The organism is Actinospica robiniae DSM 44927 (assembly GCF_000504285.1).
GTDB lineage: Bacteria > Actinomycetota > Actinomycetes > Streptomycetales > Catenulisporaceae > Actinospica > Actinospica robiniae.
Map to the genome: position 1 here is coordinate 9,020,911 of NZ_KI632511.1, position 13,905 is coordinate 9,034,815.

Here is a 13,905-nt window from a genome sequence, read left to right on the forward strand (position 1 = left end):
GCCCGGGCGCGCCCGGCCCGGCGCCGGATCAGGCGGCCAGGTCAGTGCCCTGACGCTCGAGCTCGGCCACGGCCGGCCAGGCCACCGCGCGCGCGTCGCGCTGGAACCGGTCGGCCAAGGCCCGCGCGGGCGCCGCGTGGTCCGCGACCGCGGCCAGGACCTCGCGGGTCACCCGCGCCGCAGCCGCGCACGCCCGCAGCCGCGCCCGGGCCGCCATCGCGGCCGAGGCCGGGTCGGCGGTCTCCAGGGCAGCGGCCGCCTCGGCGACCGTGCGGCGCGCCTGCGCGAGGAGCTCTTCGATCTCGCACCGCTCCGCTGAGCCGAGTTGCCCGGCCGCGCAGTCCAGCGCGCCCTGGGCGACGCCCACCGCGTGCGCGCCGAGCGCCACCTGGCCGTACTCGCGGGTGCGGCGGGCGATGCGCAGCCCGTCGCCGACCGCGCCGACCAGCCGGTCCTCGCCCAGCTCGACCCCGTTGAACGACAGCCGCCGGGTCGGGATCCCGGTCACCCCGTGCTGCGGAAGCCGGTCGCCCTGGCCGAATCCCCGGTCGCCGTCTTCGAGCACGAACACGCTCAGGCCGTGCTCGGGGCCGGCCTGCGGGTCGGTGACGGCCAGCACCGTGTAGAAGTGCGCGACCCCGGCGTTCACCGCGCGCGGCTTGGCGCCGAACAGGGTCCAGCCGCCGTCAGCCCGGCGCACGGCCCGGCAGGCGACCTCCTCGGCGTCGCCGGCGTCCTCGAACATCGCGGTCGTGATCAACGCCTCGCCCGCCGCCACCGGGGTGAGGTAGCGGTGCTTCAGGCGGACGTCGCCGGCCAGCAGCAGGGGCGCCGCGCCGAGCAGGTTCACCGCCGGGATCAACGCGGAGGAGCCGCACACCCGCGCCAGCTCCTCGACCACCGCGCACACCGCCGACTCGCCGAACCCGGCGCCGCCGTAGCCCGCCGGAAGGTACGGCGCGTGCAGTCCGGCCGCCCGGAGCGCGTCATAGCCCTCCAGCGGGAAGTAGCGTGTGGCGTCTACGATCGCTGCGAAAGGGGCGATCTCGGCCGCGGCGAGCGAGCGGACTCGGGCGCGCAGGGCTGCGTCGTGCGGGGCGGCGTGCTGCATGGGAGGGACTCTCCGATTCCGTCCGATTCGGCTGCGGCCTGTTCCCAGTGCCGCTCCACAGGGGATGCGCCCAGCCGCGGTGAGGCAGCGCCTCGGTGGGACTGAGTACCGTTACTGTAGTACTTCGTACCAGCCCGGGGTCAAGAGGCCCCGCCCGGAATCCGGAAGGCAGCACCGCATGGCCCTCACGGCGCGCGACCGATTGATCGACGCGGCTTTCGAGCTGTTCGACGAGCGCGGGTACGACCAGACCACGGTGGACGAGATCGCCGCGCGCGCGGGCGCCGGGCGCACCACCTTCTTCCGGCTCTTCCGGGCCAAGGAGGACGTGATCTTCCCACCGCACGAGGCGCTGCTCGAGGCCGCCGCCGCCCGGCTGGCCACCGCCACCGCCGAGACCGCCGGCGTCGCGCTGACCGAGGCGACCGGGATCGTGCTCGAGTACTACCTCACCGAGGGCCGCCGGGCCCGCGTGCGCTACCGGCTCACCACCGCGGCGCCCGCCCTGCGCGACCGCGAGTTCGCCTCGATGCGGCTCTACCAGCGGCTCTTCCGCGAGTTCGCCCAGCGCTGGCTGCCGGACACCCCGGCCGACCGGCTGCGCGCCGAACTGCTCGGCAACGCCGCGGTCACCGCGCACAACCACGTGCTGCGGCGCTGGCTGCGCGGGGAGACCGAGGCGGTGCGCGAGGAGTTCGCCGACGCGATGGCCGAGGTGCTGCGGCTGCACGGCGCGGGCGTCGGCCCCGCCGCCGCGCCGGCGCCGGATACGAGCGAGGCGGAGGAATCCGCGCAGGCGCCCGCGGTGGTGGTCCTGCGCACCCGCAAGGATCTCGACCGGTTCCTCCCGCAGCTCGAACGGCTGCTCGAATAAGAATCCGAATAAGGATTCAGGACTCTTTTATCGCCTGGTTTCGAAGCGCTTCAATACCCTGTTTCGCCCTCGGGCCGCTCCGTGGGCTATGCTTGGCCGTACCTCGCCGGGGCCGCCTGTGAACTGGCGAAACCGTTGCACGGCAGCGGAATCCGGCGTTGAAGCGCGCTTCGATTCTCCGGGCCGAAGATCGCGCGTGCGTTGCCGCCGCGCAGGTGCGCCCTTCTATGAAAGTTTCCCAAAAATGTCATGGTCCTGATGACATTTGAGCAGGTACGCACGGCTGCGGCCGACCGCCCCGTGCGCATTGCTTTACGCCCCCACCCCCCGTGCCTACTGTCCCGGATCGAGCGCGGGAGCCTCCCGCGCCGTTTTCGCGCGGGCGCGGCGGTGCGGCCGCCTCCTGACCGCTCGGCGCTGGGCAAGAACCTAGGAGGGCTCGAAACCCATGAGACGCACAGAACGTCCGGACCGACGAGCGCGGTGGCGAGCCGTTGCCGTCTGGCTGGGCACCAGCGCGCTCGTCGCCGGCGGCCTGACCGCCGGCGCCACCGCGGCGCAGGCCGCACCGGTCGCGGATTCCGTGGCGATGCCCGCGGCCGCCACCTCGCCCGGCTGCACCGTGAACTACGCCGTCGCCTCGAACTGGGGAAGCGGTTTCCAGGTCCAGATCACCATCACCAACACCGGTCCGGCGATCTCCAGCTGGACCCTCGCCTACTCCTACGCCACCAGCGACGAGTCGCTGCAGAGCGGGTGGAACGGCACCTGGACCCAGAGCGGCAAGGCGGTCACCGTCGCCAGCCTGAGCTGGAACGGCTCGCTGGCCACCGGCGCCTCCACCGGTATGGGCGCCAACTTCAACCTCAACGGCGCCATCGACACCCCGACCGCGTTCACCCTGAACGGGACGGCGTGCTCGAGCAACACCGGCGGCACCGCCAGCCCCAGCCCGAGCGCCTCGGCCAGTGCGTCGAAGAGCGCCTCGGCTTCGGCCTCGGCCAGCCCGTCGAAGAGCGCCTCGGCCTCCGCCTCGGCCAGTCCCTCGAAGAGCGCGTCCGCCTCCGCGAGCGCCTCGCCGAGCTCGACCGGCACCGGCACCGCCGCCCCGTGCACCGTGGTGCCCGGCTCCTCGTCCTCGAACGAGCTGGCCCCGAGCGTCTCCCTGGTCAGCCCCACCGCCGGCGAGATCTTCAGCCCGGGCTCGAACATCACCGTGCAGGCCGCGGCGTGCTCCTCCGGCAGCATCGCGTCGGTGACGTACTACGCCAGCACCAGCGCGGGCACCAACAACGAGATCGGGATCTCCACGGCCAGCCCGTGGTCGGTCCAGTGGGCCAACGTGCCCGCCGGCAACTACTCGATCACGGCCGTGGCGACGGACAACCTGAACCAGTCCGTCACCTCCTACCCGATCGCGATCACGGTCGAGGGCCCGACGATCATCGTCAACCCGACCATCCTGACGGTGTCGCAGGGTTCTTCCGCCACGGTGGGCGTCGCGCTCTCCTCGCAGCCCAGCGCCAGCGTAACGGTGGCGGTGGCCTCGAGCGGCGACTCCGACCTGTCCGTCTCCGCCGGCTCCGCGCTCACCTTCACCCCGTCGAACTGGAACGTGGCCCAGCAGGCCACCGTCTCCTCCGGATCGACAGCGGCGGACGTGGGAGCCTCCGGCACGGTGACCGCCTCGGCCTCCGGATGGACGTCCGGAACCGTCGCGGTGACCGAGGCGCAGAAGGGCTCCGCGTACGACCAGTGGTTCCTGAACCTCTATGACGACATGAAGAACCCGGCCAACGGGTACTTCAGCCCGAAGGGCATCCCGTACCACTCGGTGGAGACCCTGATCGTCGAGGCTCCGGACTACGGCCACGAGACCACGTCCGAGACCTACAGCTACTGGCTCTGGCTCGAGGCCGACTACGGCCGGGTCACCGGGAACTGGACTCCGTTCGTCAACGCATGGACGAACATGGAGACCTACCTGATCCCGAACGACGCGAACCAGCCCGGCCAGTGCAGCTACAACGCCTCCTCGCCGGCCACCTACGGCCCCGAGGAAGGCTCGCCGAGCGACTACCCGGTCGCGCTCAGCTCCTCCGTGCCGGTCGGTTCCGACCCGCTGGCCGCCGAGCTCAAGTCCGCATACGGCACCTGCGACATGTACCAGCCGATGTGGATCATGGACACGGACAACCGCTACGGCTTCGGCCAGCAGGAGGACGGCACCTCCACGCCCAGCTGGATCAACACCTTCCAGCGCGGCTCGGAGGAGTCGGTGTGGGACACCGTCGACCAGCCCGACTGGGACTCGCTGAAGTACGGCGGCCCCAACGGCTTCCTCGACCTGTTCAACAACGGCGGCGGCAGCTTCGCCACCCAGTACAAGTACACCGACGCGCCGGACGCCGACGCGCGCATGGTGCAGGCCGCGTTCTGGGCCGACACCTACGCCAAGGCGCAGGGCAAGAGCTCCGCGGTCACCTCGACCGACGCCAAGGCCGCCAAGCTCGGCGACTACCTGCGCTACTCGATGTTCGACAAGTACTTCAAGCAGATCAGCAGCACCTGCAGCACGGCCGGCTCGGTCGCCTGCCCGGCCGGCACCTCCAAGTCGAACGAGGACACGTACCTGCTGTCCTGGTACGACGCGTGGGGCGGCTCGACCACCGGGGCCTGGTCCTGGCGGATCAGCGGCTCCGAGATCCACGAGGGCTACCAGAACCCGCTGGCCGCCTGGGTCCTGTCCACCGACGCGGACATCTCCCCGCTCGGCACCACGGCCAAGACGGACTGGTCCACCAGCCTGACCACGGAGCTGAACCTGTACTCGTGGCTGCAGTCGTCCGAGGGTGCGATCGCGGGCGGTGTCACCAACAACTGGGGCGGCAACTACGGCGACGCCGGCAAGCCCCCGTCCGGTGACCCCACCTTCGACGGGATGTACTACGACTGGGAACCGGTCTACCACAACCCGCCGAGCAACCAGTGGTTCGGCTACCAGACCTGGCCGATGGAGCGGGTGGCCGAGTACTACTACGAGACCGGCAACGCCCAGGCGAAGTCGATCCTGTCCAAGTGGGTCAGCTGGGCCGAATCGGTCACCACGGTGAACCCGAGCACGGGCGTGCTGACCACTCCCGGAACCCTGACCTGGTCCGGTCAGCCCGGCGAGAACTGGACGACCGGCACGTCGAGCTCCTCGACGCCGCCGGCCAACACCGGTCTGCACGTGACCACGTCCAGCCCGGGCACCGACCTGGGCGTGGCCTCCTCGGAGGCGAAGGTGTTCGAGTACTACGCCGCGAAGTCGGGTGACTCCACGGCGGAGACGTACGCGCAGAACATCATCGACGTGATCCACAAGTACTACGGCGACTCGCTCGGCTACTCGGCCCCGGAGACCCGGACCGACTACTCGAACTTCAACGTCGCCTTCAACACCACCAACTACGAGGGTGTCTACTTCCCGTCGAGCTGGACCGGCACCTTCCCCGGTGGCATCAAGCTCAGCTCGAAGACCAACACCTTCATCTCCATCCGCCCGTGGTACGTCGGCGACCCGCAGTGGTCCAAGGTCGCCGGCTACCTCGCGGGCGGCTCGGCGCCGGTGTTCGACTACCACCGGTTCTGGGGCGAGGCGGACATCGCCACGGCGTTCGACTCGTTCGCGTACCTGTTCCCGACCGTCGCCCCGCCGTCCGGATTCTGATATCCGGACGCTGAGGACGACGTGAGGCACGGCACGGTGTGAAGGCGTGCGGTCCGGCTCCGGCCGGCCCGCACGCCCCGGCCCGCACTTCCCGCGCATCCAGGCAGCTCTCCCGCGCGGCCCGCACCACCCCAGGCGATCGCTCCAAGGACGGTGGAATAACCCGATGCACCCGCTCATCTCCCCGCGCTCATCTCCCCGCGCGGGCGTCGCAAGAGCCGCACGTGCGCCACGCCTCGCCCGCTTTCCAGGCTCCGGCCCGCTGAGCTGGCTCTGTTCCCTGCTGATGGTGCTGGTCCTCGGCGCCGCCGCGGCCGGCTGCAGCTCGGACAACTCGGATGAATCGCTGCCGAAGGTCACCGGCGCGTACCTGTCCGATCCGGCCATCTCCATGCCCACCGGCACTCCGCCCACCGGCCTGGTCATCCGTACCCTGATCCAGGGCACCGGCCCGGTGGTCGACTCCGCCGACCTGGCCCTGGTCTACGTGGAGGGCAAGGTGTGGGCCGGGGACCGCGAGGTCTTCGACAGCTACACCAACCGCCAGCCGCAGTCCGTCCCGCTGGCCACCGGCGGTGTGATGCCGGCCTGGAAGCAGCTGGCCGGCGAGCGGGTCGGCAGCCGGGTGATGATGGTGGTCCCGCCGGCCGACGGCTTCGGCAAGAACGGCTACTCCCAGCTCAACATCGCCGGCGGCGACACCCTCGTGTTCGTGTTCGACGTGCTCAGCTCCGTGCCCGAGCAGGCTGCCGCACAGGGCGCCCCGATAGCCTACGACCCCGGCACCACGCTGCCGAAGGTGGTCGAGCAGGGCGCCACCGCCGGGCCGAAGATCACCATTCCGGCCAAGACCTCGCCGCCGAAGAAGCTGACCGTCAAGACCCTGGTGCAGGGCGCCGGTGCGAAGCTGGTCTCCGGCCAGACCGTGGTGGTGCAGTACTGCGGCGTGGTCTGGCGTTCCGGCCAGGTCTTCGACTCCACCTACGCGAATAAGACCCCGGATACCTTCGTGCTCGGCGCGAACGAGGTGCTGCCCGGCATGGAGGAGGCCCTCGGCGGCGTCAAGGTAGGAAGCAGGATCCTGATGGTCATCCCACCCGACCTCGCCTACGGCAATCAGGCCGAACCCCCGTACATCAATAACAACGACACCCTCGTGTTCGTCGTCGACGTGATCGACGCCTACATGCCGCAGACGGCGTGAGCGCGGGGGAGAGGAGCGTCATGTCCCAGTCACCCGAACCGGCCGGCCTCGGCCGCCGTGCCCTGTCGCGTCGCGCGAGTGCACGCCGTCTGGCCGCCGTCGCAGCCTCCTGCTGCGTTCTGGCCGCGTCCGCCTCGGCGTGCGCGTCCGCGCAGCAGCCTGGCGCGACCGACGCCGGCACGCAGATCCAGGTCGTCGCGGCGGAGACCGTGTGGGGCGACATCGCCAAGCAGATCGGCGGCGACGAGGTCCAGATCACCAGCATCCTCGGCGTGGACGGCAAGGGCGGGGTGGCCGGCACGGCCGAGCAGGCCGCCGCGTTCCAGCCGACCGCCGCCGACTCCAAGGCGCTGCAGGCGGCGCAGCTGGTGATCCTCAACGGCGCGGGCCTGGACCCGTGGGTGAGTCAGACGCTGAGTTCCAACGCGGGCATCAACCGGCTGGAGGTCAACGTGGCCAACCAGGTCGGGGTGACCCCGGGGCAGAACCCGTACCTGTGGTACGACCCGGCTTACGTGCAGACCGCAGCCCGCCAGATCGAACAGGACTTCGTGCAGCTGCGGCCGAACAAGCAGGCGTACTTCCAGCAGCAGGAGACCGAGTTCGAGGCGAACGCCGTCACCGCCGACGAGCAGACGCTCAGCGGACTCAAGCAGAAGTACTCCGGCATGGTGGTGGCCACCTGTGACCAGGTGGGCGCGGAGCTCGCCGCGCAGCTCGGGCTCAAGGCCGTGCAGCCGAAGTCGGCGGCGCTGCTGGCCCAGAGCGGCGGCAGGATCCTGCTCTGCGATGCCGAGGATCCCGGGGCGACCAGCCAGGCGATCCTCAAGCAGGCCGGCGTCGACCAGATCCCGGTGGTCGCGCTCAGCGCGTACCCGGAACCGGCCGGCACGAGCTACCAGGAGTGGCAGGCCAGCCAGCTCCAGTCGGTGAGTCAGGCACTGGCTCAGGGCTAGAGGCTGGAGACGTGAGCCGGACCCGGCGGGCTAGCCGCACACGCGCCGGGCTCCGGCCGGCGGAGGGCTGCGGTGCGCGAGGGGAACAGCCCCGCGCGCCGTCAGCCCTCCACGTCTGCCCGAACACCGATCCGTCGAACACACGCGAGGAGCCGTCATGCCGCCGCCGGAAGCCCCACGCCCCTTCGGAATCGTCGACGTGCTCCGACTCAAGATCGTCTCCGGTGAGTACCCGGAGGGCGCCAAGCTGCCGGGCGAGACGGCGCTGGCCGGTCAGCTGCAGGCCTCGCGCTCGACCGTCCGCCGAGCGCTGGTCGAACTCGGCCGCGAGGGCCTGGTCAGCGCGGCGCGGGGCCGGGGCACCTTCGTCCGGGTGCTGCCGGACAAGCGCGCCATCGTGATCGGCGACGAGGTCGAGCACGAAGATCTGCTGGAGGCGGCGTACGAGCCGGTCCGCCGCGGCTGGACGCCCGTCTGGCCGTCGCGGCTGCTGGCGCCCGTGTCGGGGCCGGGGCCGGGGCCTGCTTCGGGGCCCGCGCCAGGTCCGGGGACCGGGCCAGCACCCGCGCAGCAGCAGACGCGGCTGTCTCAGCAGGCGTACTTGCCGAGGCGCAGCGGAAGTACGCAGGTCCGCGGCGCCCGCATCGTCGGCTGCAACAGCGTCCAGGCGGCGACACTGGGACTAGGCCCGAAGCAGCCGATCGTGCTGCGCGACCAGCGTTGGCGCCACCAGGCGAACGGATTCGTCATCGCCCTCAGCTCGTTCGCGCCCACGAGCCTGTTCGGCATCTTCAGGGAGAGGCCGAAGTCAGAACCGTTCGCGGACGGACGGAATCCTGACCACGGCTCGCGGCCCGAGAGCGAGGACGGTGTGGCGGTCTTCGAGGAGCTGAAGCGCGAACACGGGCCCGTCACCTTCAGTGCGAGCGTCAAGGCCCGTATGCCGGGCGTCCGCGAGCGGGAGGAACTGGAGATGGAGACGGGAGTCCCGCTCCTGGTAGTCACCCGCACGATGTTCGACCCGGCCGGCCACCCGCTGGAAGCCACTGTCGTCCACGCGCCGGCCGACCGTTTCGAGGTGGCGCACGTCAGCCGAAAGCCGATCCTGAGTCTGTAGACCCAGCGCCGGCGAGCGCCGCGGCGACGACTTCGCGCACCTCGGCGCGGCTCGGCGGCGCATCGACGCCCGCGCCGGCGAAGAGCAGGTGCGCACTGCCGATGAGCATCAGCGCGATGGTCTCCAAGTCGGCGTCGGCGGCGATCCGCCCCCGAGCCCGCTCGGCGCCCAAGTAGCCGACGATCATCGCCCGCCCCTCGGCCAAGATCGGCACGCCCCGCGGCCACGTCTCGCGCAGCCGCACGCGAAGCTCGTCGCGGAAGATGATCAGCCCGACGATCCCGACCGCGACCGGGTCGAAGAGGTCGAACAGCGCACCGGTCAGGTGCACCACCGGAGATCCGAGCCCGGCGACCTCCAGCAGCAGCGCCGACCGAGCGGTGACCTGCTCCGCGCGCCCGCGCACGAGCTCGGCGAGGAACGCGTCGAAGTCCGCGAAGTAGCGGTGCAGCACCCCCTTGGCGCACCCCGCCTCCGCCGTGACGGCGCGGCTGGTCAGCCCCGTAGGCCCGTCGCGCAGCAGGACTCGCTCAGCCGCCGCGAAGAGCAGGTCCTTCGGGTCGCGCAAAGCCACGCCAGTGGGCACGGGTCGCATCGCCTTTCGGTCGCGGGGCGGTTGCCGAGTGGGCGACCGCCCATTAGTGTGGGCGCATGCCCATTATACCGGCGCGGGGGCCGTCGTCGGCATGGATCCAGGCCGGTGGGAACGGTCGGAACGGCCGGAACGGTCGCGGGACGCAGCGGGCATCGAAGCCACTTCAGGACGGCGAGGTATCAGGCATGTCGAAACCGGGCGAGCAGAGTACGCAGCTGCAGGAAGCCGCGACCGAAGCCACGGCCGGATCTCCGCCGGAAGCAGAAGCTCCCGCCGGAGATGTGGCCTCGGACGCGAAGCGGACTACTGGACCCGATCCGCATAAAGCCCGCGAGGTCGCCGAGTCGTTCGGAGGCGACGCACAGCGATACGACCGGGCGCGACCGCGGTATCCGGTCGCGCTGCTCGAGCGCGTGCTCGCCGGCGGCACCGGCACCGGCTCCGCGAACGCCGCTGGTGCGGGTCGCGTTTCCGGTCTCGGACGTGACGACGGGTTGGACGTGCTCGACGTCGGCTGCGGGACGGGGATCGTCGCGCGGCAGTTGCTCGCTCTGAATTGTCGGGTCCTCGGGGTCGACGTGGACGCGCGGATGGTGGAGCTCGCGCGACAGAGCGGCGTCGAGGCCGAGGTCGCTGCGTTCGAGAGCTGGGATCCGGCCGGCCGCACGTTCGACGTGGCGGTCTCCGGGCAGGCCTGGCACTGGCTCGAGCCGGCAGCGTCCGTCGCCAAGGCGGCCGAGGCGCTTCGACCGGGCGGGCGCCTGGCCGTGTTCTGGAACCTCTTCCAGCCCACGCCCGAGGTGGCCGCCGCGTTCGACGAGGTCTATCACCGGATCCTGCCGGAACACGCGGGCTTCTCGTGGACCCGGCCGGTCATCGACGGCTACGCGCCGATCCTCCTGAAGGCGACCGAGTCGATCCGCGCCGACGACGCCTTTGCCGAACCGGAGGATTGGCGGTTCACCTGGGAGCACGTCTACAGCCGCGACGCCTGGCTTGATCAGGTGCCGACGTTCGGCAACAGCAACGTGATGCCGCCGGACAAGCTGGCGGCGCTCGTCGACGGGCTCGGGGAGGCGATCGACGCGCTCGGCGGGGAGCTCACGATGCCGTACACGACGGTGGCGATCACGGCGGTCCGGGTCGGCTGAAGGCGGCCTTCTTGGGCGGTTGGCGCCGCGAGGTTCGTCGTCAGGGGCGGGGCTTGCGCAGGACGCGGCCGGGTCTGGCTGTGGTCTGTTCTCCCTCCATCAGTACGGGTATTCCGTTGACCAGCACCGCTTTCGTGCCCAGCGCGTACGACTTGGGCGCGAGGTAGGTGGCCGTGTCCGCGACGTGTTCGGGGTCGAAGACCGTGATGTCGGCGATCCGGCCGGGTGCGAGGACGCCGCGGTCTTCGAGGCCGAGGCGCTCGGCGGGCAGCGAGGTCATCTTGCGGATCGCCTCCGGCAGGGTCAGCACCGCTGCGTTGCGGCAGTACGTCTCGAGGATGCGGGCGAACGTGCCGAAGTGGCGCGGGTGCGGGCTGCCTTCGCAGTCCGTCGTCAGCTCCCAGCCGTCGCTGCCTATGGCGGAGGCGGGGTGGCGCAGGACCTCGCGCACGTCGGCCTCGGCCATGGCGTGGTTGATGATCCACACCTGCGCTTGGTGCTCGTACAGCACGTCGAGCATCGCCTCGGCCGCGCTGCTGCCGGTGCGCGCGGCCACGTCGCGCAGGCTGTGGCCGACGAGGTCGGCGTAGCGGCCGGGTGGCATGCCCGCCAGCACGGTCGCGTCCGGCAGGAACGGCCAGTCTCGGCCGGCTTCGAGGTCCGCGGCTATTCGATGCCTCGTGTCAGGGTCCTCGAGCCGTTGGAGCAGCCGGACGTTGCCGCCGTCCATCGCCCAATCCGGCAGGCGCGAGGTGAGCAGGGTCGACGAGGCGGTGTAGGGATAGACGTCGCAGGCGACGTCGAGGCCTGCGGCGCGCGCCTCGTCGATGCGGGCGAGTGCTGCGGCGACCTTGCCGTGGTTCGGCGGCCCCATCGCCTTGAGGTGCGAGAGCTGAAGCCGCACGCCGGTACGCCGCGCGACGTCGAGCGCTTCGTCGAGGGCGTCGAGCAGGCCGTCTCCCTCGTTGCGCATGTGGGTGGAGTAAAGCAGGCCATTGGCTCGGGCGACGTCCGCCAGGGCGGCCACCTCGCCGGTGTCGGCGAAGGATCCCGGAGCGTAGATCAGGCCGGTGGACAAGCCGAAGGCGCCTTGTTGCGCGGCCACCTCGAGGAGTTCGGCCATGCGGCGCGTTTCCTCCTCGGTGGCGGCGCGGCGGTCCGCGCCGATGACGGCGGTGCGCAGGCTGCCGTGGCCGACCAGGCAGGCGAGGTTCACGGCGGGCTCGCTCGCCTCGACGCGCGCGGCGTACGCGGCGAAGTCGACGCCGAACGCGGGCGCCGGAAACGACGAGGTGCCGCAGTTGCCGGTGACGGCTGTCGTCACACCCTGCCGTACGCACGCGTGCGCGCCGGGGACGGACTCGATGGTGTAATCCACGTGCGTATGCAGGTCGATGAAACCGGGCGCGACGACGAGCCCGTCGGCGTCGATCGTCCTGTCTGCTGCGGCGCGCGCCTCGCTCGACGCGCTGCCGAGGAAGGCGATGCAGTCCCCGGACACGCCGACGTCGGCTCTGCGGGCCTCGGCGCCGGTGCCGTCGACGACCGTGCCGCCGATGATCAGGATGTCATACCGATGGCCGCGCGCGTGGTGGTGCTCAGGCAAGGGGGTGCTCCGAGGTGAGGGCGTACACGGACGCGGGGTCGCCACCGGCCTCGGCGACGAGCTCTTCGAGGGTCTGGCGCCGGCGCAGCAGGCTGAAGCGCACGCTTCCGTCCGCCGCGACCTCGAAGCCGTACACGGCCGGGCGCGGCAGGCTGTTGTAGGTCCAGGTGGCGGTGAAGAAGTAGCCGCCGGTGTCGTGCAGGACGACGAGGTCGCCCTCATCGAGCCGGGCCAACTCCCGCCCGGCGGCGACCAGGTCGCCGGCGAAGCAGCAGGGCCCTGCGATGTCCTGCTCGCACGCCGGGCCGTGCTTCGGCTCGCCGTCGGGCGCGTGCGGACTGACGCGCAGCGGCCAGGACTCCGGCATGAACACGGTCCGGGTGGCGACCTGGGCGCCGGCGTGAGTGAGCGCGACTCGCCGGTCCGCCACCTGTTTGGCGTACTCGACGCGTGCCAGGGTGAAGCCGTTCTTCGCGCTCAGCGCGCGGCCGAACTCGGTCACCAGCGCGTATCGGCCGTCGAAGAGCCCTGGCACGGTGCGGCGCAAGGTCTCGACGTACTCGGCGAAGGTCGGCGAGACGCGGTCGTCGGCGAAGTTCACCGGCAGGCCGCCGCCGATGTCGATGCTGATGACGCGGCGTGTCGCGGCCGAGGCGTTTATCTGCTCGGCGAGCTCGTAGACCTGCCGGACTCCGGCCGCGATGAGCTCGAGCGGGCAGCCCTGCGAACCGACGTGCACGTGCAGGCGGCTGAGCCAGGGATAGCGATCGAAAGCGGCGAGGACCGCCTGCCGCCCGCCTTCGTCCCGCAGCGGCACGCCGAACTTGGAACGCGCCGACGCGGTGCTCATCGCCTCGATCGACCCGGCCCCGACCTGGGGATTGATGCGCAACCCGAGGGCCGCGCGGGATCGTATGGCCTCGGAGAGGCCGAGCTCGGCCAGAAGGGCGTGGATGCGCTCGAGTTCGGCGAAGTTGTCCGCGTTCACGGCGACGCCCAGCCGCAGCGCGTCGCGCAGCTCTGACCTGGTCTTGGTCGGCGAATCGAGCACGATGTGCTCGGGCGAAAAGCCTGCCGCCAGGGCCTGCGCCAACTCGCCGGGACTCGCCGCCTCGCACCCCATCCCCGCCTCGGCGAACAGGCGCAGGACCGGGACGAGGCTCGACGCCTTCGCCGCGAAGGTGTGCAGGACGGGCGCCGAGGTGACCTCGAAGGCCCGCTTCAGCTCGGCCTGCGACGCGGCGATCCCGGCCAGGTCGACGAAGCCGACGACCGGCGAGACGTCCGTGACCAGGCCCTGCGCCGCGGCCGCGCGCACCGCCGCCGCCTTGCGCGCGGCGAGCGAGCGCTCCGCCGCCCCCGCGACACGGCGCGACTCCGCCGCCGATGCCGCCGCAGACGGCGATTCCGCCGCCGCTGACGCCTCCATCGCCGACTGGATCTTGATCCCGCTGCTCATCGTGCCCCCTGACTGACCGAACGGCGCCGTGTTTTCTCACCTCACGCCCACTATCGACAAGCACGTTTGAGAAGGCATCCTGGTTGCAGGAATCCGTCAAAGTCTGATGAGATGAGTTTC

The 13,905-nt window shown here is 71.1% G+C and carries 10 protein-coding genes; 6 read left to right on the forward strand and 4 right to left on the reverse strand.

The genetic code is table 11. The annotated features are described in order from the left end of the window. Nucleotides 1-28 precede the first annotated feature (28 nt). Nucleotides 29-1,111, reverse strand: coding sequence for an acyl-CoA dehydrogenase family protein (locus ACTRO_RS38780; RefSeq protein ID WP_051452060.1), 1,083 nt, complete (start codon nt 1,109-1,111; stop codon nt 29-31). A 178-nt stretch (nt 1,112-1,289) separates the two neighbouring features. Here ACTRO_RS38780 and ACTRO_RS38785 point away from each other — a divergent pair, with 178 nt between their 5' ends. The 5 genes from ACTRO_RS38785 to ACTRO_RS44540 all read left to right on the forward strand — a co-directional run bounded on the left by ACTRO_RS38785 (nt 1,290) and on the right by ACTRO_RS44540 (nt 8,974). Beyond that, nucleotides 1,290-1,985 carry a TetR/AcrR family transcriptional regulator gene (locus tag ACTRO_RS38785; protein ID WP_034271345.1) on the forward strand — a complete coding sequence of 232 codons (696 nt, stop codon included), beginning with the start codon at nt 1,290-1,292 and terminating at the stop codon, nt 1,983-1,985. Nucleotides 1,986-2,433: 448 nt separating this feature from the next. Continuing rightward, nucleotides 2,434-5,697 (forward strand): glycoside hydrolase family 48 protein, encoded by a 3,264-nt coding sequence (locus ACTRO_RS38790; RefSeq protein WP_034271347.1) that lies wholly within the window; start codon nt 2,434-2,436, stop codon nt 5,695-5,697. 166 nt (nt 5,698-5,863) lie between these two features. Next, complete coding sequence (locus tag ACTRO_RS38795) at nt 5,864-6,901, forward strand: FKBP-type peptidyl-prolyl cis-trans isomerase (protein ID WP_084316860.1); 1,038 nt, start codon at nt 5,864-5,866, stop codon at nt 6,899-6,901. Nucleotides 6,902-6,921: 20 nt separating this feature from the next. Continuing rightward, nucleotides 6,922-7,857: a metal ABC transporter solute-binding protein, Zn/Mn family gene (locus ACTRO_RS38800; protein ID WP_034271349.1), complete on the forward strand. Its 936-nt coding sequence runs from the start codon at nt 6,922-6,924 to the stop codon at nt 7,855-7,857. 157 nt (nt 7,858-8,014) lie between these two features. After that, nucleotides 8,015-8,974 (forward strand): GntR family transcriptional regulator, encoded by a 960-nt coding sequence (locus ACTRO_RS44540; protein WP_051452062.1) that lies wholly within the window; start codon nt 8,015-8,017, stop codon nt 8,972-8,974. On the opposite strand, the gene ACTRO_RS38810 is transcribed toward ACTRO_RS44540, so the two are convergent. Continuing rightward, nucleotides 8,946-9,560 carry a TetR/AcrR family transcriptional regulator gene (locus ACTRO_RS38810; RefSeq protein ID WP_034278713.1) on the reverse strand — a complete coding sequence of 205 codons (615 nt, stop codon included), beginning with the start codon at nt 9,558-9,560 and terminating at the stop codon, nt 8,946-8,948. The two genes, ACTRO_RS44540 and ACTRO_RS38810, sit on opposite strands and share 29 nt — an antisense overlap. 194 nt (nt 9,561-9,754) lie before the next feature. On the opposite strand from ACTRO_RS38810, the gene ACTRO_RS38815 reads away from it, so the two are divergent. Continuing rightward, nucleotides 9,755-10,720 (forward strand): class I SAM-dependent methyltransferase, encoded by a 966-nt coding sequence (locus tag ACTRO_RS38815; RefSeq protein ID WP_084316861.1) that lies wholly within the window; start codon nt 9,755-9,757, stop codon nt 10,718-10,720. A gap of 40 nt (nt 10,721-10,760) precedes the next feature. Here the strand turns inward: ACTRO_RS38815 and ACTRO_RS38820 are convergent, their stop codons facing one another. Further along, nucleotides 10,761-12,326 carry an N-acyl-D-amino-acid deacylase family protein gene (locus ACTRO_RS38820; RefSeq protein ID WP_034271352.1) on the reverse strand — a complete coding sequence of 522 codons (1,566 nt, stop codon included), beginning with the start codon at nt 12,324-12,326 and terminating at the stop codon, nt 10,761-10,763. Then, nucleotides 12,319-13,785 carry a type III PLP-dependent enzyme domain-containing protein gene (locus ACTRO_RS38825; protein WP_245594615.1) on the reverse strand — a complete coding sequence of 489 codons (1,467 nt, stop codon included), beginning with the start codon at nt 13,783-13,785 and terminating at the stop codon, nt 12,319-12,321. The genes ACTRO_RS38820 and ACTRO_RS38825 overlap by 8 nt, the downstream gene beginning before the upstream one ends. Nucleotides 13,786-13,905 lie beyond the last annotated feature (120 nt).